The sequence below is a fragment of the Devosia sp. genome (genome assembly GCF_017307565.1).
Taxonomy (GTDB): domain Bacteria; phylum Pseudomonadota; class Alphaproteobacteria; order Rhizobiales; family Devosiaceae; genus Devosia.
In genome coordinates this window covers 1-19171 of sequence record NZ_JAFKHD010000337.1, presented here as the reverse complement: position 1 = coordinate 19171, position 19171 = coordinate 1, and the positions used below count along the sequence as shown (strand labels likewise).

The window sequence follows — 19171 nt, the reverse complement described above, 5'->3', positions numbered from 1 at the left end:
GCGGGCGCCGAGCGGATTGTCGAGGCCGGGCTTCATGCCATTGGCATAGGGCGCGGCTTCGGGCTGGCGGGCGATCATTTCCTTGGGCGGGGTCCAGACCGGCCATTCGGCCTTGCGCCCGATATAGGCTTCGCCGCTCCAAACAAAGCCGGCGCGGCCGACATTGGCGCCATAGCGGGTCGCGAGATCGTTCCCCTCGATGCGATAGACGTAATAGTGCTTGGGGTCGACGATCAGCGTGCCGACCGCTTCCTTGGACGGATAGCGGACGGTGCGGCGGAGATATTTGGGGTCAACCTTGTTGATGTTGACCGCGGGGATCGGGAAGCGCTCGCTCGGCACCGGGCCATAGACGCGCTCGGCTTCGGCGGTGCTCATTCCCCCGCCAACGGCGGAGCAACCGGCCAGCGCTGCGGCGCCGAGGGCCGTTGCGGAGCCGAGGAGAAAGGTGCGGCGATTGATGCGCGTGGGTCCGATCGTTCTGTCTCTAAACGTCATCGCCATCCTCTTGGCTCGGTTTTTATGAAGGGGAGATTGGGCCGGCTTTTAGAAAATGGCAAGCCGGCAACGACGTGTGTCATTGCCGGCTCGAAAGGGTGCGGGCGGTGCTTGGCCGCCCGTTTGATTACCAGCTCTTCTTGAAGCTGAGGGTCGCGGTGCGGCCCTGGCCATAACCACAGGACGTGGTGGTCTGACAGCTCGCGACATAGGAGGTGTCGAGGATGTTGCTGACGTTGAGCGCCGCGCTCCAGTCGTCGCGCTTGTAGCTCAGTCCAGCATCGATGAGGGCCGTGCCCGGCACCTTGGTGGTATTGGCCTGATCAGCCCAGGTTTCGCCAAGGACACGTACACCGGCGCCGATGGTGAGGCCATCGAAGGTGCCGTCGGTGAAGGTGTAGTCGACGCCGAACGAAGCGGTGAGCGTCGGGACCTGTACCGGGGTCTTGCCGAGGAGGGCGGCATTGGTGCTGGCGACGACTTCGGCGTCGAGATAGGTCAGCGCGCCGCGGACGGTAAAGTCCTCGATCTTGAACATGCCTTCGAGTTCTGCACCCTGGACGTTGACCTTGCCGACCGGCACGGACTTCCACCAGGTGACCGGATCGGGCGCGGCAACGCCATTTCGGTTGATGTTGAACACCGAAGCGGTGATCAGGCCATCCATGAAGGTCGGTTCGTACTTGATGCCGGCTTCCCACTGTTCGCCGGTTTCGCTCGGCAGCAGCGCATCGGCCGTGGTGGTGGCGAGCGAGGGATTGAACGAGGTCGCATAGCTGACATAGGGGGTTAGGCCATTGTCGAACTCGTAGCCAAGGCCGACGCGACCGGTGAAGACGCCTTCTTCGCGGGTCGAGGGCGTGGGACCGATCAGTTCGGTGCGGGCCAGATCGTAGCGGCCGTTGAGGGTCAGGACGAAGTTGTCGAGACGCAGCTGGTCCTGAGCGTAGAAGCCGAGCTGATTCATGGTCGTCACCTGACCGGCGGCGAGTGCCGGCGCGGTATAGGGAATGCCATAGACCGGGTTGTAGATGTCGAGATTGCCGACATTGCCGGCGTAGAAGGTCGCCGGTTCGTGGCGGTAGCTCTTGAAATCGACGCCGAGCAGCAGGGTGTGATCGACCGGGCCGGTGGCGAAATTGCCTTCGACCTGGGTGTCGATGGTGCCAATGCCGGCCTTGGTGTGGTGGGCCCAGCGATCACGCACGAGCTGAGTGCCGGCGAGGTCGGCAAAGCCCGAGGCGTAGATATAGTCCTCGTTGAGGTCCATGCCGGCATAGCGGGCGTTCTGGCGTACGGTCCAGCTGTCATTGATGTCATGTTCGAGCTCGTAGCCGATCATGAACTGCTGGCGCTGATAGACGTCGATGGCGGATTCGCCATAGTTGAGATTGCGCGGAATGCGGACGCCGCCGGGGGCGTCGACGGCGGTGCCGAGATACGGCATGAAGCCGGTCGAGGTGTGGTCGAGATCGACGTTCTGGTAATTGCCATAGACGGTGACCGAGGTCGCATCGGTCGGGGTCCAGGTGACGCTGCCCTGAACGACGCCGCGCAGATCGCGCGCCTTGTCGGTTTCCCAGCCGCCGCCGGAAAGTTTTGCGGTCAGGCGATAGGCGAGGTCGCCATCGGCGATGACGTCGCCGCCATCCACGCCGAGATAGGCATTGCCGAAATTGTTGACGCCGGTTTCGGTCTCAAGGAAGCGTTCGTTGCGCGGGCGTTTGCCGGTGTAGTTGACGATGCCGCCGACATTGGCGCCGCCATAAAGCGAAGAGACCGGGCCCTTGAGCACATCGATGCGCTCGAGCAGGTAGGGATCGACGACGAAGGTGCCGAAGCCGGTCTGGTAGAGCTGCATGTTGTCGAGGAACATTCCGGTTTGTTCGGCCTGGAAGCCGCGGATGGAATACCAGTCGGTATCAGCGTCGGCGCCATAGGTCTGAGTGTTGACGCCAGCGGAATAGCGCAGGGCTTCGTCGGCCTTGGTGCTCGGGTTCTTGTCGAGCTGGTCGCGGGTGACCGTGGACACGGACTGGGGGATACGCTTGACCGCAACGGCGACTTTCGAGCCGGTGCTGGTGCGCAACTGGGCTTCGCCGCCCGAACCATTGCCGCCGCCGTCGACAACCAGGGTATCAAGCTGGGTCGTCTGGGCCTGAACCAGGGCCGTGCCGCCGGCGAAGGCCGTGGACAGGAGAAGAAGGCGAAGCAAAGTCCGCTTTGGGCTGGAACGCATGGTTCGTGTCCTTGAAGACGCCAGACCAGATCGTGGCTAGGCTATGTCCGAAATATGCTGATCTGTTAAATCATCTTTAACGGCCGGGATTGTCGGTCCTGTCGGTGCTTTGAACGAATCCGCGCTCAAGTCACACGTTCGACAGGCGCAGCCAGGCGGCCGGGGTCAGGCCGCAATGACGCTTGAAAACGCGGGTGAGATGGGCCTGATCGGCAAAGCCGCAAAGCGCCGCCACTTCGCTGATGCTGGCTTGACGCTCAACGAGCAGGGTTTTGACCCGGGTGATCCGCTCCTGCATCTGCCATTGATGCGGGGTGAGGCCGGTTGAGGCCTTGAAGGCTGAGGAGAAATAGGAGGGCGAGAGACCGACGAGCCCGGCAATGTCCTCAAGACGCAGGCTATCGTAGCAATGTTCGGCGAGGAAATGGGTCGCGAGTTTTAGCCGACGCGGCGAGAGCTGACCGCGCATGTTCTCGGCCTGTTGGGCAATGCCGAAAAGCTCCACCAGCATCGCCGTGGCGATGCCTTCGCCATAGAGGTCATGGCTGGTGCTGGTCACGCAATCCTCGGCCAGCAGTTGGGCCAGCGCCTCGATGCGTGGATTGTCGAACATCAATCGCGGCGTCAGGAAGCGCTCGTCGGCGGGGCCGAGGCCGAATTTTTCGGTGAACTGGGTGAGATCGACATGAAGGTCGAGATGGCGCAGGCGGGTCTGGCTGGGAGCGAGCGACCAGATACGGAGCCCGGGCGGTATGTAACTCAACCGGCCGGTCGGACCCGGCGTCACGCCCGGCTGATCGCTGAGGGCGAGGGCACCGGGCTGGGTTTCGTCGATCACGGTAAAGAGGCGGGCGTGAGGAGAAACATATTCGCCACTGGCGCCGGCCTCGCCAGTTACCTTCCAGACATCGGCGAGCATGCCGTTCCAACTGCGCCATTTCGGGCCGCCATTGGGCGAGAAACCTTCGACGATGGACCGCATATTGGGATGAAACACGGAGGCGTCCGTTTTTGACGTGGCGGCGTGGGCATTTGCTCGGGCGATGCTCGACTGCTCATATCGCATATCTATACATGACTATTCAATTCATATTTATATTTCCGCCCTCCGACTTGCGGGCTGGGCGAAGGCCTGAAAACGAAAAGCCATTTGAAATGTCTCGTCGCGGGGGACCCAGTGCGCATCGGCCAGTTCTATCGGATCGACGGTGATGGCGCTTTCTTCGGGCACTGCGCGGCAGCTAAGCGCGATAGCGGATGCCGTCGACAAAAAGCTGAAAGGCCGCCGAGTGCTTCCGGCTCGGATAGTAGAGGTGGTAGCCTTCGAACGTCGGCATCCAGTCAGCCAGGATGTGCACGAGGCGACCGTCGGCGATGTAGGGCTCGGCCATTTCCGCTGGGATGCAGCCGATGCCGTGACCGGAAAGGGCCGCGGCGAGGACGTGGGTTGTGCCGTTGAAGGCCAGTTGCCCGTCGACGCGGACGTTGAGCCTCTGGCCGTCTTTTTCGAATTCCCAGGCGTAGAAGCCGCCATAGGTCACGAGCCGCAGGTTGATGCAATTGTGGGCGGTGAGGTCGTGTGGGGGTAGCTGGCGCGTTACGGTTTTTGAAATAGTCGGGTGCGGCGATGACCGCCATGTGCCAATGCGGGGCGATGCGGGTGGCGATCATGTCCTTGGCCACCTGTTCGCCGAGGCGGATGCCGGCGTCGTAGCCGTGCTCGACGATGTCGATGAGGCCGTTTTCGACGTCAACTTCGACCTTGATGTCGGGATATTGCGCGGCGAACCGGTCGATGAAGGGCCAGAGGACGGTGCGCAGGGCATGTTCGCTGGAATTGATCCGGATGGTGCCGGCCGGGGCATCGCGATAGGCGCCGAGGGCTTCGAGCTCGGCATCGATCTCGTCGAGGCGCGGGGCGACGGTGGTCAGGAGGCGCTTGCCGGCCTCGGTCGGGGTGACGCTGCGGGTGGTCCTCGTGAGGAGCCGGACACCGAGCCGCTCTTCCAGGTTGCGGACGGTGCGGCTTAGTGAGGATTGCGACACGCCGAGCCTCGCTGCGGCGGAGGTGAAGCTCCGGTCCTTGGCGACGGCGATGAAGGCTATGAGGTCGTCGGTGTTCTGTCGCATGGATTAATGCTCCTCACGCATAAGCTTATGCGTATTTTGCCATCTAATGCAGGGGGCCGGGCTTGCCTAGATTTGTTGGCATAGATGGGATCGGGGCGGGGGCGTTTGAACGCTTTGCCTTTGCCGCGGTTTCCCTGACGAGATCACGACAGGAGGATCACGATGGAAAAGAGAAAACTCGGCAAGGCAGGGCTGGAAGTCTCGGCCCTGGGCTTTGGCGCCATGGGGATCAGCCAGTCCTACGGGACGCCGCTGGAAACCGCTGAAGGCGTCAAACTGCTGCGGGCTGCGTTCGAGCGCGGCATCACCTTCTTCGATACGGCCGAAGTCTATGGCCCCTACAAGAATGAGGAAGTGGTCGGTGAAGCGCTGGAGCCGATCCGCGACCAGGTGGTGATTGCCACCAAATTCGGTTTCGACATCGACGGCAGCGGTGTGCCCGATAGCCGGCCAGCGCGAATCCGGCAGGCGGTGGAAGGCTCGCTCAAGCGGCTGCGCACCGATCGGATCGACCTGCTTTATCAGCACCGCGTCGACCGCAATGTGCCGATGGAAGACGTGGCCGGGACCGTCAAGGAACTGATCGCGGAGGGCAAGGTCAAGCATTTCGGCATGTCGGAGGCCGGTGTTGCCAATATCAGGCGGGCCAATGCCGTTTTGCCGGTTACCGCGCTGCAGAGCGAATATTCGCTCATGTGGCGGGAGCCGGAAGAAGCCATCCTTCCGGTGCTCGAAGAGCTTGGCATCGGCTTTGTGCCGTTCAGCCCGCTCGGCAAGGGCTTTTTGACCGGGACGATCGGGGTCGACACCAAGTTCGTCGCCACCGACTTCCGCAATACGGTGCCGCGCTTCGACCCGGCGAACCGGGCGGCCAACCATGTGCTGGTGGAAACGGTGGTTCGGATTGCCGGTGAAAAGCAGGTGACTCCGGCGCAATTGGCGCTGGCCTGGGTGATGGCGCAGAAGCCTTGGATCGTGCCCATTCCAGGAACGACGAAGCTGCACCGGCTCGAGGAAAATGTCGGGGCGGTCGGTGTCGAACTCACCGTGGATGACCTGCAGGCCATCGAGGGTGCCGTCTCGGGTATTGCCGTTCAGGGCGATCGTTATTCGCCGCTCAATATGGGGCGGATCGACCGATAAGGACACTGGCGGGCGCAAGCGCCCGCCAGTTTTTTGCCGTCAGGCCTTGGGAGGCTGGCCGAAGACCAGAGCCGCATTGACGCCGCCGAAGCCGAAGGAATTGGACAGGGCGTATTGGATCGTCCTTTCCCGCGGGCGATTGGGGACGAGGTCGAAATGCGCGGCTTCCTCGATCGGGTCTTCGAGATTGATGGTCGGCGGCAACATGCCGGTTTCCAGCGCCTTTACGCAGAAGACCGCCTCAAGGGCACCCGCGGCACCGAGAAGGTGGCCGGTGGCGGACTTGGTGGACGAGATCGACAGATCCTGTCCGCGCCCGGCAAAGACAGCACTCAACGCCGCAATCTCGGCCTGATCGCCGACGGCGGTGGAGGTGGCGTGAGCGTTGACATAGCCGATATCGGCAGGGGTAAGGCCGGCCATGGTGAGGGCATTGCGCATGGCGACCTGCGCGCCAGCGCCATCGGGTGCGCCGGCGGTGAGGTGATAGGCGTCGGCCGAGGTGCCGTAGCCGGCAAGCACGCCGAGCGGCTTTGCGCCGCGGGCGCGGGCGTGGCTCAACTTTTCGATGACCAGAACGGCGGCGCCTTCCGAGAGCACGAAGCCATCATGGCCCTTGTCGAAGGGGCGGGAGGCCTTGGCGGGATCATCGGCATGGGAGGTCGAGAGCGCGCGCGAGGCGCCGAAGCCACCGACCGAAATCGGATCGACCGAACCCTCGGCGCCGCCGACGATGGCGACTTCGGCTTCGCCGGTCATGATGAGGCGCATGCCATCGCCGATGGCCTGGGCGGAGGCTGCGCAGGCCGTGACCGGAGTGCCGATGGGGCCGCGGAACGAGTGGATGATCGACAGCCAGCCGGCGGCGAGATTGGCGAGGAAAGAGGGCACGGTGAAGGGCGAGAGGCGGCGCGGGCCCTTGGTATTGATGGTTTCGACAGCGCGCGCCATGACGGGGGAACCACCGACGCCGGAGCCGATGATGGTGGCCGTGGCGGCCTGATCCTCGGGGGATTCCGGGTGCCAATTGGCCTGGTCCAGCGCTTCGGCGGCGGCAGCGATGGCATATTGAATAAAGACGTCCATCTTCTTGATTTCCTTGCCGTCGATATGATCGGCGGCATCGAAACCGGCGGGGTCGCTGCTCTTGGGCGGCACGAGGCCGGCGATGTGAGCGGTAAAGTCGGTGGTGTCGAAGCGGTCGTTACGCACGATGCCGCTGCGCCCTTCAAGAAGCCGCTGCCAGGTGGTGTCGACACCGACGCCGAGGGGGCTGACTGCCCCCATGCCGGTCACGACGATGGGATCGTTGGGGTCTGGGCGCAGCATGGATAGTTCTCCTGTGTATATGCACGACATGGAACGAAAAGAGGGCGGCGAAATGGCAGAGGGCGGACGACGCTAAAGCTTTGCGAGGTGGCGGAGGCCGTCGAGGGTGGTCTGGAAATCCGGATTGGTCAGCAGGTTGCGCAATTCTTCCTGGGAATTGCGCCATTCCGGCAGGATGGATTCGAAAATGCGCCGCCCCTCTGGCGTCAGTTCGATGCTGCGCATGCGGGCATGTTCGCCGGCGCCTGTCGAGACCAGTTTGCGGCGTTCGAGCACCGCGAGGTTACGCGAGAGAGTGGTTCGATCCATGGCGAGATCGGCAGCCATGTCGGTGATCGAGGCGGCGGGGCCCGTGCTCAGAACGCCCAGAATGTTGAACTGTGCCGAGGTGACGCCAAAGCCCCTGAGCTTGCGGTCGGCACGACGCGTGACGGCCCGGGCCGCCATGCGGGTGTTCATGATCAGGCAGTTTTCGAGCTCGTTCCGCATCGCCGATGATTTAGGTCGTGCATATGCACCTGTCAATTCGGCAGGGCGTCCAGCCACGCGAGGAGGCGCGAAACCACCTCGCCGTAGCGGCTGCCGACCAAGAGGCCTGTATGGGTGGTTCCCCGCAGGCCAATATAGTCGCTGCCCGTGTGTTGGGCCAGGGCGCGGCCGCGTAGTTCATCGTCTTCTGAAGCGATGGCGCTGATGACGAGCGAAGGACAGGAAACTGCGTCGCCGCGCACGGAAATGCCGGTTTCACCATATGGACAGGCGAGGTTGCGATAGACGTTTGCCGCCTCCATCGAGAGATATTTGCGCTGGAAGGCAATGTCGTCCTCGGTCTCGTCGATAGTGGTCGCCTCTGACCGGATAGGGGCGGGGACAATGGGCCCCACGATGGTAGGCGGAGGATTTTTGTAGGGCAGTATCGAATGCACCTCGGTGCAGATGCTGGAATCGATCAGTACGAGGCCCGAAAGCGGTACGTCCTCCGCCAGCTTCATGCAGAGAAGACCGCCCATGCTGAAGCCAACGAGAACCGGGGGGATATCGTAGTCGGAGGTTACGGTTTCAACGACCAGGCGGATATCATCGAGATAGTCCGAGAAGACTATGCTGGAGAAGTCGACGGAGCGACTTCTGTAGTGGCCACGTAGGTTCATGTAGAAGGCGTCGACGCCGTGCGCGCTCAGGTGGCGTACGTACTTGGCCCACATCCAACTGCCGGTGAAGGCTCCGTGGACAAAGAGCACGGGCGGGTGGCCGGGATGCCTCGCCCGCGCCGTGTCGCCAGCGTACTTCTCGACGAAGAGGTCATGAGGACCAAGGTGGCAAGTGTCTGCTGCTGGTAGATCGTGAGTGTAGTCGCTCATTCGGACATATCCTTTGGACGTTCCGATTGAGGATATTCGATCGCGACAGCGCGACAATCGTGCGGAAAGGGACTTCAGAAGAGACAAAAAGTCTGCAATGAAATGGCATGGAGAGTTTTGCCAGCATTGCGGCATTCGTTCATGCCGTGGAACAGCATAGTTTCGCCGGCGCGGCCCGCGTGGCGGGGCTGTCGCCGTCGGCCATCGGGAAGGCGATAGGTCGGCTTGAAAGCCGTCTAGGGGTCCGGTTGCTCAACCGCACCACTCGCAGTGTCAGCCTGACAGAGGAAGGCGCTGTGCTCTTCGAACGATACCGCAGCATTCTCGACGAGGTCAGGGACGCAGAAACTATCGTGCTCAACAGCCGGTCCGTACCCTCGGGCAGGCTGCGGGTGTCGCTACCGCATATCGTCGGACACCATCTGCTCATGCCGTTGCTTCCGCAATTTCTGCGGGCCTATCCAGGTATCGAGCTCGATCTCGAGTTCGAGGATAGAGTCGTGGACATCGTCGCAGAGGGTTTTGACGTGGTTGTGCGCAGCGGCGAGCTTAACGATGCGGGACTAATCGCCCGGCAGATCGGCAAGCAGCATTTCGTTGTGTGTGGCAGTCCCGACTATTTGGCGCGATGGGGCTACCCCGAAAGCCCGGGTGATCTCGTGGGGCATGCCTGTATTCGTTTTAAGCATCTCTCCAGCGGGCAACTGGCCCAGTGGGCGTTTGCGGAGCCTTTTGATCGGATGCACGTGCCGCGCAGCTTGGTCTTCAACAATACCGACGCGGGATTGCGGGCGGCGCGCGATAGCCTTGGGTTGGCGCATCTGCCGGTTTACGTGGCCCAGCCCTACCTCGATGATGGCTCGCTCGTTGCGGTGCTGACCCCATACATGGTGCCGCTCGGCTCGCTGGCGCTGGTGTGGCCGAGCAACCGCCAGCTATCGCCCAAAATCCGGGTCTTTGTCGACTTTGTGGTTGAGAACATGGCGGCGCGCAAGGTTGCATTCGCTCCAGCGTCCAAGCTGCCCGCTTAGTTTACCAGGGCAGGCCCGTGTAGTTTTCAGCAAGGCTTTGCTGGGCGGCGTGGGAGCTGCGGAGATAGTCGAAATCGGCGCGCTGGATGCGGCGGCCGAAGGGACCGGTTTCGGGGAAAGTGTGGAGGAGGCTCGTCATCCACCAGGAGAAGCGCTCCGCTTTCCATATGCGCTGCAGGACTTTAGCCGAATAGGCGTCAATGCCGGCAGAGGACTTTTCGAGGGTCGCTTCGATGAGGGCGTCGGCGAGGGCGGCGACGTCGCTCATGGCGAGATTGAGGCCCTTGGCGCCCGTGGGCGGGACAATGTGGGCGGCGTCGCCGGCAAGGAACAGGCGGCCGAAACGCAAGGGTTCGGCGACGAAACTGCGGAGCGGCGCGATGGACTTTTCAAGGGCTGGGCCGGTTTTGAGCGCTTCGGCGGTTTCGGGGTTGAGGCGCAGGCGCAACTCGTCCCAGAAGCGGGCATCGGACCAGGCTTCGACTTTTTCGTCGGCAGCGACCTGCACGTAGTAGCGGCTGCGGGTGTGCGAGCGCTGGGAGCAGAGGGCGAAGCCGCGGGCGTGGTGGGCGTAGATCAGTTCATCTGCCACTGGCGGTTGATCGACAAGAATACCAAGCCAGCCAAAGGGATAGGTGCGTTCGTAGGTGGTGAGGGCCGTGGTGGGGACGCTTTGGCGGCTGATGCCGTGGAAGCCGTCGCAGCCGGCGATGTAGTCGCAGTCGATGCGATGGGTTTTACCCGCCTGGCGGTAGGTGACGCGGGGATGGGCGGTGTCGAAGTCGTGCAGTTCGACCTCTTCGGCCTCGTAGACGGTGGAGGACTGGCGGGCCTCAATCAGGTCGCGGGTGACTTCGGTCTGGCCGTAGACCATGACCGTTCGATCGATAAGGTCAGAAAAATCAAGGCGATGGCGGTCGCCGTCAAAGCTGAGCTCGATGCCGCGATGGACAAGGCCTTCGGCATGCATTCGGGTGCCGGCCTCTGCGCGCTCCATGAGGTCGACAGTGCCTTGTTCAAGGACGCCGGCGCGGATGCGGCCGAGGACATAGTCGGGGCTGCGGCGCTCAAGGATGATGGCGTCGACGCCGGCAAGTTCCAGCAGGCGGCCAAGCATCAGGCCCGCAGGACCTGCGCCGATAATGACAACATTGGTGCGCAATTCGCTCCCCTCTCGTTGCCATAATCATGCGCGTTTGGGCGAATTGGTGAATGGACAGGGCATGCAATGACTTGCACTATCCGAACATGAACTCGATCCCCGTCTATGCGCTTTACGGCGAGCAGGTTGCGACGCAGGATTGGCTGCACTGGGAGAGCATTCAGTCGCGCAGTCGGCTGCATGGCTATCGGATCGCGCCGCATCGGCATGAGCAATTTTTCCAGGTGTTGCATGTGACGGGCGGGCGCGCTGGCGTGACGCTCGACGACGACCGACACGAAATCCGGCGCGAGGGCGTTGTGGTGGTGCCGGCGCTGACGGTGCACGCCTTTGCCTTCAGCGACGATGTCGAGGGGGTCGTCGTGACGCTGATGGAGCGCGATCTTGCGGGCCTCGGGCTCGATCTGCCCGGGCCGATGGTTTTGAGTGGGCGATCGTTCGAGGTGGGGGAGGCGCTGGATCGGCTGGTGGGCGAGGCGGATCGGCCGGGGATAAGGCACGATGCGGCGATGCGGGCGCATCTGACGCTGTTGCTGGTGGCGCTGGCGCGGGCGCGACAGGACCGGGCGCGGGCGGGCGATCCGGCGGATCGGTCATTGCTGCATGCCAAGGCATTTCGGGCGATGGTCGACCAGCAGTTTCGCGAGACGCGCAAGATCGGGGACTATGCGGGAGCGCTTGGGATCAGCCAGACCCATCTCAACCGGGTAAGCCGGCAGGTGCTGGGCGCTTCGGCGCTGGAGGTGATCGAGAGGCGGGTGGCGCTCGAGGCGCGGCGGATGCTGCTGTTCTCCTCGCTCTCGATCAAGGAGATCGGGGCGGAACTCGGTTATGAAGACCCGGCCTATTTCTCCCGGGTGCTGACGCGGGTATTGGGCGTGGCGCCGCGAGTCTTCAGGAAGCAGTGACAGCTGGTTATGCTGTGTCAAACACCGGGGGCGAGCATGAATGCCGCATCGCCCAAGCATAACCTCTGGGGCATAATAGGCGGCAAGTTTTTCATTTTTGCCGGTCCTCTTCTTTCCATAGGGTTATGAGTGCCGGTGGAGGCAACGGTATTGGGAGGAACAATGAAGAAGCTATTTCTGGCGAGCCTGGCGCTCGCCCTGACCAGCAGCGTCGCGTTTGCCGATACGATCAAGATCGGCGTCGTGGGGCCGTTTTCCGGTCCGGCCTCGTTGCAGGGGCGCAATTTCCAGGCGGGCATCGATGCCTGGCTGGCCGTCAACGGCAATACCATTGGCGACCACACGATCGAGATCGTCTATCGCGACCTGCCGGCGGCCGACCCTGCGCAGTCGGCGGCACTGACCCAGGAGCTGATCGTCAGCGAGGGCGTGCAATATCTGGCGGGTTATTATTATACCCCCGACGCCATGGCGGCGGCACCGATCCTCGAAGAGGGCAATGTGCCGATGGTTGTGTTCAACGCGGCGACGTCCGCCATCGTCAATGCCAGCCCCTATGTGGTGCGCACCTCGTTCACTACCTGGCAGACATCGACGCCGATGGCGGCCGTGGCGCGTGAGCGCGGTATCAACAAGGCGATGACGGTGGTGTCCGACTATGGTCCGGGCGTCGATGCCGAGACGGCGTTTGTCACCGCCTTTGGCGGCGCGGGTGGCGAAGTGGTGGAATCGGTGCGCATGCCGATGAACACCAATGACTTCAGCCCGATGATGCAGCGCATCAAGGATTCCGGGGCAGAGGCAGTGTTCGCCTTCCTGCCGGCGGGTCCGGCAACGCTGGGCTTCATGCAGGCCTATGTCGAAAATGGGCTCAAGGACGCGGGCGTTACCCTGCTTGCGCCGGGTGACCTGACGCAGGAGCCTGATCTCGTGGCGCTGGGTACCAATGCCCTGGGGCTGCTGACGACGTTCCACTATGCCGTGAGCCATGACTCGCCGGAGAATGCTGCCTTCGTGGAAGCGGCTTCCAAGGCCATCGGTAACGCCGCGGACCTGAGCTTTCCGGCCGTGGGCGCCTATGACGGCATGTATGTGATTTCCAAGATGATCGAGGCGACTGGCGGCAATCAGGACGCGGCCGCAGCCGTCGAGGCGGTGAAGGGACTGAGCTGGACCAGTCCGCGTGGACCGGTTTCCATCAACCCGGAAAACCGCCACATCACGCAAAACATCTATCTGCGCGAAGTGGCGCAGGAGGATGGGCGCTATATCAACAAGGAAATCCAGACCTTTGAGGCCCAGACCGATCCCGGTTGGAAGGCGCCGTAAGCCAGAGGCTGGGCTTTCACCTATAGAGTGAGGGCCGGGTGAGGGGCATTCTCGGTGTTCGCCGAAGGTCCTCTCACCTGCCGCTTTGCGATGGTGGGCGGTGCTCGCGCCGAAGCCATCCCTCAAGACGACACGCCAACGGGTGACCGATGCAGACCATTCTATCGATCGCGGCGGACTCGCTGGCCTATGGCATGGTGCTGTTCGTCATCTCCATCGGTCTCAGCGTCACCATGGGGCTGATGAAGGTGGTGAACCTCGCCCATGGCGCCTTCGCCATGATCGGGGGCTATGTGGCCTCCTATGCCACCCAGCAGATGGGACTGCCGTTTGGCATCGCCGTCATCGCGGCCATTGTCTGCACCGTGCTGGTGGCCATTCCGCTCGAACGCCTGCTCTATCGCCGGATTTATGGTGCGCCGGAGCTGACGCAGGTGCTGATGAGCATCGGGATTACCTTTGCCATTATCGGCATTGCCAATTTCGTCATGGGCCCGACGCTGAAGACGATTGCTTTGCCCGAGCAACTTCAGGGGCCGGTTGATCTCGGGTTCCGATCGATCGCGGCGCACAAGCTGTTTGCCGTGGCGGTGGGTATCGTGGTGGCCGGTGGGCTTTGGCTGCTGGTGGAGCGGACGCCGTTTGGCGTGCGGCTGCGGGCAGCGGTGGATGATGCTGCCATGGCCGAGGCGCTGGGGGTCAAGACCAAGGCCGTCTATGCCATCAGCTTTGCGCTGGCGATTGGGCTGGCGGCGCTCGGCGGGGTGGTTGGCGCGCAACTGCTGCCCATCGAGCCCTATTATGCGCTGCACTATATGGTGACCTTCCTCGTCGTCGTATCCGTGGGCGGGGCGGGGTCGATTGCCGGCGCGCTGGCGGCGTCGCTGATCCTGGGGCTGGTGCAGACCACTGCACGATACCTGGCGCCCGAATATGGCGAGTTCTTCTTCTATCTGGCGGTTATCGCCATCGTCTGCACCTTTCCAAATGGCCTGCTGGGGCGGTCCAAATGAGCGATATGCCTGTAAATTCCGTCACGACCCGAAGCTGGCAGCGGACAGCCCTCGGCGATTTTTGGGCGGTGGCCGCGGTGGCTCTGGTGGCCGGGGCGCTGTTTCTGCTGTTTCCTACCAATCTGGCGCTGCTGACGCGCATTATTGCGGTGATGCTGCTGGTGCTCTCGCTTGATCTCGTCACCGGGTTTTCCGGCGTGGCGACGCTGGGGCATGCGACGCTCTTTGGGGCCGGGGCCTATGCCGCTGGGATTTTTGCCGCGCGCTTTGGGGTAACCGATCCGCTGCTGATGCTGGCCATCGGGGCGGTTGCCGGTGCGCTGGCGGGTGCGGTGACGAGCCTTGTCATTCTGCGCGGGCACGGGCTCAGCCAATTGGTGCTGTCCATTGCGGTGGTGTCGCTGGCGCATGAGGCGGCCAACAAGCTTTCGGCCTGGACGGGCGGCAGCGACGGGCTTTCGGGCATCGCGCCTTCGCCGCTATTCGGGCTGTTCCGCTTCGATCTTTTTGGACGCACGGCCTTTTTCATGGCGGTGGGGCTGCTGCTGGTGGTCTTCGTGGTCCTGCGGATCGTCGTGCGCTCGCCCTTCGGCATGCTGTGCCGGGGGATCAAGCAGGACCCGGTGCGGGTGCGGGCCATGGGGGCGCCGGTCTATTTCACCCTCGTCAAGATGTATGCCATTGCCGGGGCAGTGGCAGGGCTCGGCGGAGCGCTTTCGGCTATCGCCACCAAGGTCGTTGGGCTCGACAGCCTCTCCTTCACCACCTCGGCGGAAGCGCTGGTCATGCTGGTTGTCGGCGGCACGGGCAAGCTTTTCGGGGCGCTGGTGGGGACGCTGGTTTTCGTCTGGTTCGAGGACCGCGTTTCGGCCATCAACCCCTTCCACTGGCTGACGATTATCGGGGTGCTGCTGATCGGGGTGGTGCTGTTTGCGCCCAAGGGGCTGGTCGGGGCGGCCGAGAGCCTATGGGCCCGTGTGCGGGGGCGCCGGTCATGAGCCTTCTCGAGGTGCGCAACCTGCGCAAGAATTTTGGCGGACTGGCGGTGACCGACGATGTGTCGCTGAACCTTGCCAAGGGTGACCGCGTGGCGCTGATCGGCCCCAACGGGGCGGGCAAGACCACCTTCGTCAATCTCGTGACCGGACAGCTGAAGCCGCATGCGGGATCTGTGCATCTGGATGGCGAGGATATTACCGCGGCGTCGCCGAGCCGGCGTGTGCAGGCGGGGCTGGTGCGCAGCTTTCAGGTGACGCGGCTTTTTTCCGAGATGACGCCGGAAGAGCATGTGGCGCTGGCGCTGCTGCAAAAACAGGGGCGCTCGGGGCGCGTTTTTGGCGATTATCGCGGCATGCCGGCGGTGATGGCCGAGACCCATGAGATTCTGGCACTGCTCAATCTCGATGGCATTGCGCAGCAGCCGGCCAATTCTATTGCCTACGGACAGCAGCGACTGCTTGAAATTGCTCTGGTGATGGCGCTGCGGCCGAAAGTGCTGCTGCTTGACGAGCCGGCGGCGGGGGTGCCGGGGTCTGACACCATGCTGATCGAGCGGGCGTTGGAGCGGCTGCCGGGGGATCTGGCGGTGCTGATGATCGACCACGACATGGATTTCGTTTTCCGCTTTGCGCGCCGGGTGGTGGTGCTGGCGGCGGGCGCCATCATTTTCGATGGCACGCCGGCCGAGGTGTCGCGCGATCCGCGTGTGCGCGAGGCCTATCTGGGGAGCTATGCCGATGACCGCAGCCAAGCTTGAGGTTCGCGGGCTGAGCGCCGGCTATGGCCAGACGCGCATCATCGAGGATATCGGCTTTTCCGTGCCGGCCGGCGGGCGGCTCGCCGTGCTCGGTCGCAACGGCATGGGCAAGACCACGCTCTTTGCCACCATTGCCGGGCAGACGACGCGCTTCGACGGTTCGGTGGCGCTCGATGGGGCCGAGATTTCAGGGCTGCAGGGTTCGAGCCGGGCGCTGGCCGGGCTCGGCTATGTGCCCCAGAACCGGGCGATTTTCAAATCGCTGACGGTGGAGGAAAACCTGCAGGTGGGGCTTAAGGGGCGTGCCGAAAGCGCCATCGAAGAGGCCTATGCCATGTTTCCGCGCCTCAAGGAGCGGCGGCGTAATATGGGGTCGCAATTGTCCGGCGGGGAGCAGCAGATGCTGTCCACAGCACGGACGATTCTGGGGCGGCCGAGTGTGCTGTTGCTGGATGAGCCGCTGGAAGGGCTGGCGCCGGTGATCTGCGACGAGTTGATGGCGGCCTTTGCGCAATTGGCCTCGGCGCGCACGATGACCATTCTGCTGGTGGAGCAGCGGATCAAGGCCGCGCTGGAATTTGCCGAGAGCTTGCTCATTCTCGAACGCGGGCGCATCGCCTGGAGCGGGGCGCCGGGCGAATTGACCGCGCAGCCCGAGGTGGTGGAGCGGCTCTTGGGCGTGGGGCACTGAGCCTGCCTGATGCAAAAAGAAAGAGCCGCCCGGTGGGCGGCTCTTTTGTTTTGAGGTTTTAGAGCAGGGCCTGCTCGTTTCGGCCCATGAGGCGGAAGGCGATGTAGACGGCGATGCCGCTCAGGACGAGCAGGATCGTCGACATGGCCGCCGCAGTGCCGAAGTCGCCATCGAGGATCAGCAGGTAGATGCGCACCGGCATGGTGATGGTCGAGCCGACATAAAGCACCAGCGAGGACGAGAGCTCGTTGATTGCGGTGACGAAGCTGAGCATGCCGCCGGCGATGATGCCGGGGATGATCAGCGGCACCGTGATGCGCAGGAAGGCCTGGAAGGGGCTGTAGCCGAGCGAGACGGCGGCTTCTTCGAGGCTGGGCGATATCTGGCGCAGGGCCGAGGAGGTGGTGCGCACCGTATAGGGCAGACGGCGGATGAAGATCGACAGCACGATGATCGACGCTGTGCCGGTCAGCACCAGCGGGCCGGTGTTGAAGGCAGCGATATAGGCGATGCCGATGACGATGCCGGGCATGACATAGGGGATCATGAAGGCGCCATCGAGGAGCGAGGTGTTAAGGGTGGTGCGGCGGGCAACGAGCACGCCCACGATGGTGCCGACGATGACGATCATCACCACGGCCGAGGCCGAGAAGGTGAGAGAGTTGCGCACGACGTCGCCGAGGTTGAACAGGATGCGCTCGTAGCTCTGGAGGGCGAAACCGTCCTGGAAGACCGGACCATTGGTGCGGCGCAAGGAATAGATGATCGAAATGATCACCGGCATGGCGCCGCAAAGGCCGATGAAATAGACGGCGAAATGCGCCAGCACATTGCGCCAGCCCTTGAGCTTAATCTTGGTCGGCTTGTTGATCATGTTGCCATGGTAGACGTTGCGGCGGGACATGAAGCGCTGAAGCAGCACGAAGATCATGGAGACGACGATCAGCACGACGCTGATGGTGGTGGCCATGGACATGTTGGAGCCGACTTCGGCCGAATAGAGCGTGTAGGCCTCGGTGGCGAGGACGTTGTAGCCGCGGCCGAGCAGGCGGGGCGTGCCGAAATCGGCGATCGACTGGATGAGGGCGAGGAGGCCGCCAGCCGAAAGGGCCGGGAAGACCATCGGGAATGAGATCTTGAAGGTACGCTGCAGCGGCGTGAGGCCGAGGCCTTCAGCGGCTTCTTCAAGCGAGCGGTTCACGTTGGAGAGGGCGCCCGACACCATCAGGTAGACGAACGGGTAGAACTTGAGCGCAAAGACAACCAGGATACCGCCCACGCCATAGATCGGCGGCATGGTCATGCCGAATTCGCGCGCCCAGCCGCGGACGACGCCGCCGGCCCCGAAAAGCACGATCCAGGAGTAAGCGCCGATAAAGGGCGGCGACACCAGCGCCAGAATAGCGAGCAGCGAGACGAAACGGCCGCCGGCGATCTGAAAGCGCGAAATGCAGAAAGCCATGATGGAGCCCAGGAGCAGGGCGCCGGCCAGGCCGCCGAAACCGACGACGAGCGTGTTGAAAAGGGCCTTCTGGAAGCGGGGTTCGCTGATGAAATTGACGTAGTTGGCGAGGGTGGCGTTGCCGGCGGTGTCGTAAAAGCTCGAGAGGAGCACGGAGCCGACGGGGATGAAGAGCAGGAGCAACAGAATTGCCCAGGTGCCCAACATCACCACTGTCCAGAAATCGAAGCGGCGAAGCATGGCTCAGCCCTCCAGCGGGAGGCGCTTGCTGTCGGCGTCGAATGCCATCAGCGCCGCGCGCTCAAAGAGGACCGAAACCTGATCGCCCGGCTGGCGGGCGGGGCTCAGCGCCGGGTTGGACAGTTGCACCACGACAGTGCCGGCCGGGGTCTCGACAAGAACATGGGCCTCGCGGCCGAGATAGGTAAACTTGGCGATGGTGCCGGGGAGGGCGACGGCGCGGCCGGTCGGGGTTGCGTTGGTTTCGACCAGGGACAGGCGCTCGGGGCGAACCGTCCAGTGGGCGGCGGCGGGGGCATCGAGGCCGAGATCGGCGAGGAGCCTGGTGCGGCCTTCGCCGGCGGCCAGGGTGTTGAGCGTGCCAACGAAATTGGCGACGAACAGGGTCTGCGGATCGCCATAAATTTCCTGCGGCGTGCCGATCTGCTCGATATGGCCGGCGCTCATGACGCAGATGCGGTCGGAGATGGCCAGGGCCTCTTCCTGATCGTGCGTCACATAGATGGTGGCGATATCAACGCGCTTCTGGATGTCGCGGATTTCCTCGCGCAGTTCGATGCGCAGCTTGGCATCGAGGTTGGATAGCGGCTCGTCCATCAGCAGAAGTTGCGGGTTGATGACCATGGCGCGGGCGAGGCCGATGCGCTGCTGCTGGCCGCCCGACATGGCGGCGGGGAGGCGCTCGGACAGCGCGCCCAGATGCACCGCCGAGAGCGCTTCGCCCACGCGGGTCTTGATCTCGTCGGCCGGCACTTTTCGTGGTTTGAGGCCGAAGGCGACGTTGTCAAAAACGGTCAGGTGCGGGAACACCGCATAGTCCTGAAACACCATGCCGATATCGCGCTTGTGCGGCGGGATGGCGCGCAGGTTGTGTCCATC

17 protein-coding genes and 1 pseudogene are annotated in these 19171 nt (G+C 63.2%); 8 read left to right on the top strand and 10 right to left on the bottom strand.

From position 1 onward, the window contains the following. The 4 genes and pseudogenes from J0I64_RS12775 to J0I64_RS12760 form a co-directional block, all read right to left on the bottom strand. A partial coding sequence (locus J0I64_RS12775) for a L,D-transpeptidase (protein ID WP_291408779.1) occupies window positions 1-498 on the bottom strand: 498 nt, incomplete at its 3' end. Between the two features lie 127 nt (window positions 499-625). Beyond that, window positions 626-2737 carry a TonB-dependent siderophore receptor gene (locus tag J0I64_RS12770; protein WP_291408777.1) on the bottom strand — a complete coding sequence of 704 codons (2112 nt, stop codon included), beginning with the start codon at window positions 2735-2737 and terminating at the stop codon, window positions 626-628. Between the two features lie 130 nt (window positions 2738-2867). Continuing rightward, a complete protein-coding gene (locus J0I64_RS12765; RefSeq protein ID WP_291408775.1) occupies window positions 2868-3734 on the bottom strand; it encodes an AraC family transcriptional regulator in 867 nt (288 codons plus the stop codon). Between the two features lie 244 nt (window positions 3735-3978). Then, window positions 3979-4867, bottom strand: a pseudogene (locus J0I64_RS12760) (LysR family transcriptional regulator). Between the two features lie 162 nt (window positions 4868-5029). Between J0I64_RS12760 and J0I64_RS12755 the strand changes: the two are divergent. Further along, entirely contained in the window at window positions 5030-6010 is a 981-nt protein-coding gene (locus tag J0I64_RS12755) for an aldo/keto reductase (RefSeq protein WP_291408773.1), read from the top strand. Between the two features lie 39 nt (window positions 6011-6049). On the opposite strand, the gene fabF is transcribed toward J0I64_RS12755, so the two are convergent. The 3 genes from fabF to J0I64_RS12740 all read right to left on the bottom strand — a co-directional run bounded on the left by fabF (window position 6050) and on the right by J0I64_RS12740 (window position 8700). Then, window positions 6050-7339 carry a beta-ketoacyl-ACP synthase II gene (gene fabF, locus J0I64_RS12750; protein ID WP_291408771.1) on the bottom strand — a complete coding sequence of 430 codons (1290 nt, stop codon included), beginning with the start codon at window positions 7337-7339 and terminating at the stop codon, window positions 6050-6052. Window positions 7340-7411: 72 nt separating this feature from the next. Next, window positions 7412-7798: a MarR family winged helix-turn-helix transcriptional regulator gene (locus tag J0I64_RS12745; protein ID WP_291408769.1), complete on the bottom strand. Its 387-nt coding sequence runs from the start codon at window positions 7796-7798 to the stop codon at window positions 7412-7414. 62 nt (window positions 7799-7860) lie between these two features. Then, window positions 7861-8700, bottom strand: coding sequence for an alpha/beta hydrolase (locus tag J0I64_RS12740; RefSeq protein WP_291408767.1), 840 nt, complete (start codon window positions 8698-8700; stop codon window positions 7861-7863). Between the two features lie 107 nt (window positions 8701-8807). On the opposite strand from J0I64_RS12740, the gene J0I64_RS12735 reads away from it, so the two are divergent. After that, window positions 8808-9731 (top strand): LysR family transcriptional regulator, encoded by a 924-nt coding sequence (locus tag J0I64_RS12735; protein ID WP_291408765.1) that lies wholly within the window; start codon window positions 8808-8810, stop codon window positions 9729-9731. A gap of 1 nt (window position 9732) precedes the next feature. Here the strand turns inward: J0I64_RS12735 and pobA are convergent, their stop codons facing one another. Beyond that, window positions 9733-10893 carry a 4-hydroxybenzoate 3-monooxygenase gene (pobA, locus tag J0I64_RS12730; RefSeq protein ID WP_291408764.1) on the bottom strand — a complete coding sequence of 387 codons (1161 nt, stop codon included), beginning with the start codon at window positions 10891-10893 and terminating at the stop codon, window positions 9733-9735. Between the two features lie 50 nt (window positions 10894-10943). Here pobA and J0I64_RS12725 point away from each other — a divergent pair, with 50 nt between their 5' ends. The 6 genes from J0I64_RS12725 (at window position 10944) to J0I64_RS12700 (ending at window position 16590) form a co-directional block, all read left to right on the top strand. Continuing rightward, complete coding sequence (locus tag J0I64_RS12725; protein ID WP_291408762.1) at window positions 10944-11801, top strand: helix-turn-helix domain-containing protein; 858 nt, start codon at window positions 10944-10946, stop codon at window positions 11799-11801. 162 nt (window positions 11802-11963) lie between these two features. Next, on the top strand, window positions 11964-13130 hold the full coding sequence (locus J0I64_RS12720; RefSeq protein WP_291408760.1) for an ABC transporter substrate-binding protein: 1167 nt from the start codon (window positions 11964-11966) through the stop codon (window positions 13128-13130). Window positions 13131-13279: 149 nt separating this feature from the next. After that, window positions 13280-14143: a branched-chain amino acid ABC transporter permease gene (locus tag J0I64_RS12715; protein ID WP_291408758.1), complete on the top strand. Its 864-nt coding sequence runs from the start codon at window positions 13280-13282 to the stop codon at window positions 14141-14143. A 5-nt stretch (window positions 14144-14148) separates the two neighbouring features. Then, entirely contained in the window at window positions 14149-15141 is a 993-nt protein-coding gene (locus J0I64_RS12710) for a branched-chain amino acid ABC transporter permease (protein WP_291408785.1), read from the top strand. Then, on the top strand, window positions 15111-15899 hold the full coding sequence (locus tag J0I64_RS12705) for an ABC transporter ATP-binding protein (protein ID WP_291408756.1): 789 nt from the start codon (window positions 15111-15113) through the stop codon (window positions 15897-15899). The genes J0I64_RS12710 and J0I64_RS12705 overlap by 31 nt, the downstream gene beginning before the upstream one ends. After that, the gene (locus tag J0I64_RS12700) at window positions 15880-16590 is read left to right on the top strand and encodes an ABC transporter ATP-binding protein (protein WP_291408754.1); all 711 of its coding nucleotides are present in this window, start codon (window positions 15880-15882) and stop codon (window positions 16588-16590) included. The genes J0I64_RS12705 and J0I64_RS12700 overlap by 20 nt, the downstream gene beginning before the upstream one ends. Window positions 16591-16648: 58 nt before the next feature. On the opposite strand, the gene J0I64_RS12695 is transcribed toward J0I64_RS12700, so the two are convergent. Together J0I64_RS12695 and J0I64_RS12690 are read right to left on the bottom strand one after the other, a co-directional pair. Next, complete coding sequence (locus J0I64_RS12695) at window positions 16649-18292, bottom strand: iron ABC transporter permease (RefSeq protein WP_291408752.1); 1644 nt, start codon at window positions 18290-18292, stop codon at window positions 16649-16651. A 3-nt stretch (window positions 18293-18295) separates the two neighbouring features. Next, on the bottom strand, window positions 18296-19171 hold an 876-nt coding region (locus J0I64_RS12690), incomplete at its 5' end, for an ABC transporter ATP-binding protein (RefSeq protein ID WP_291408750.1).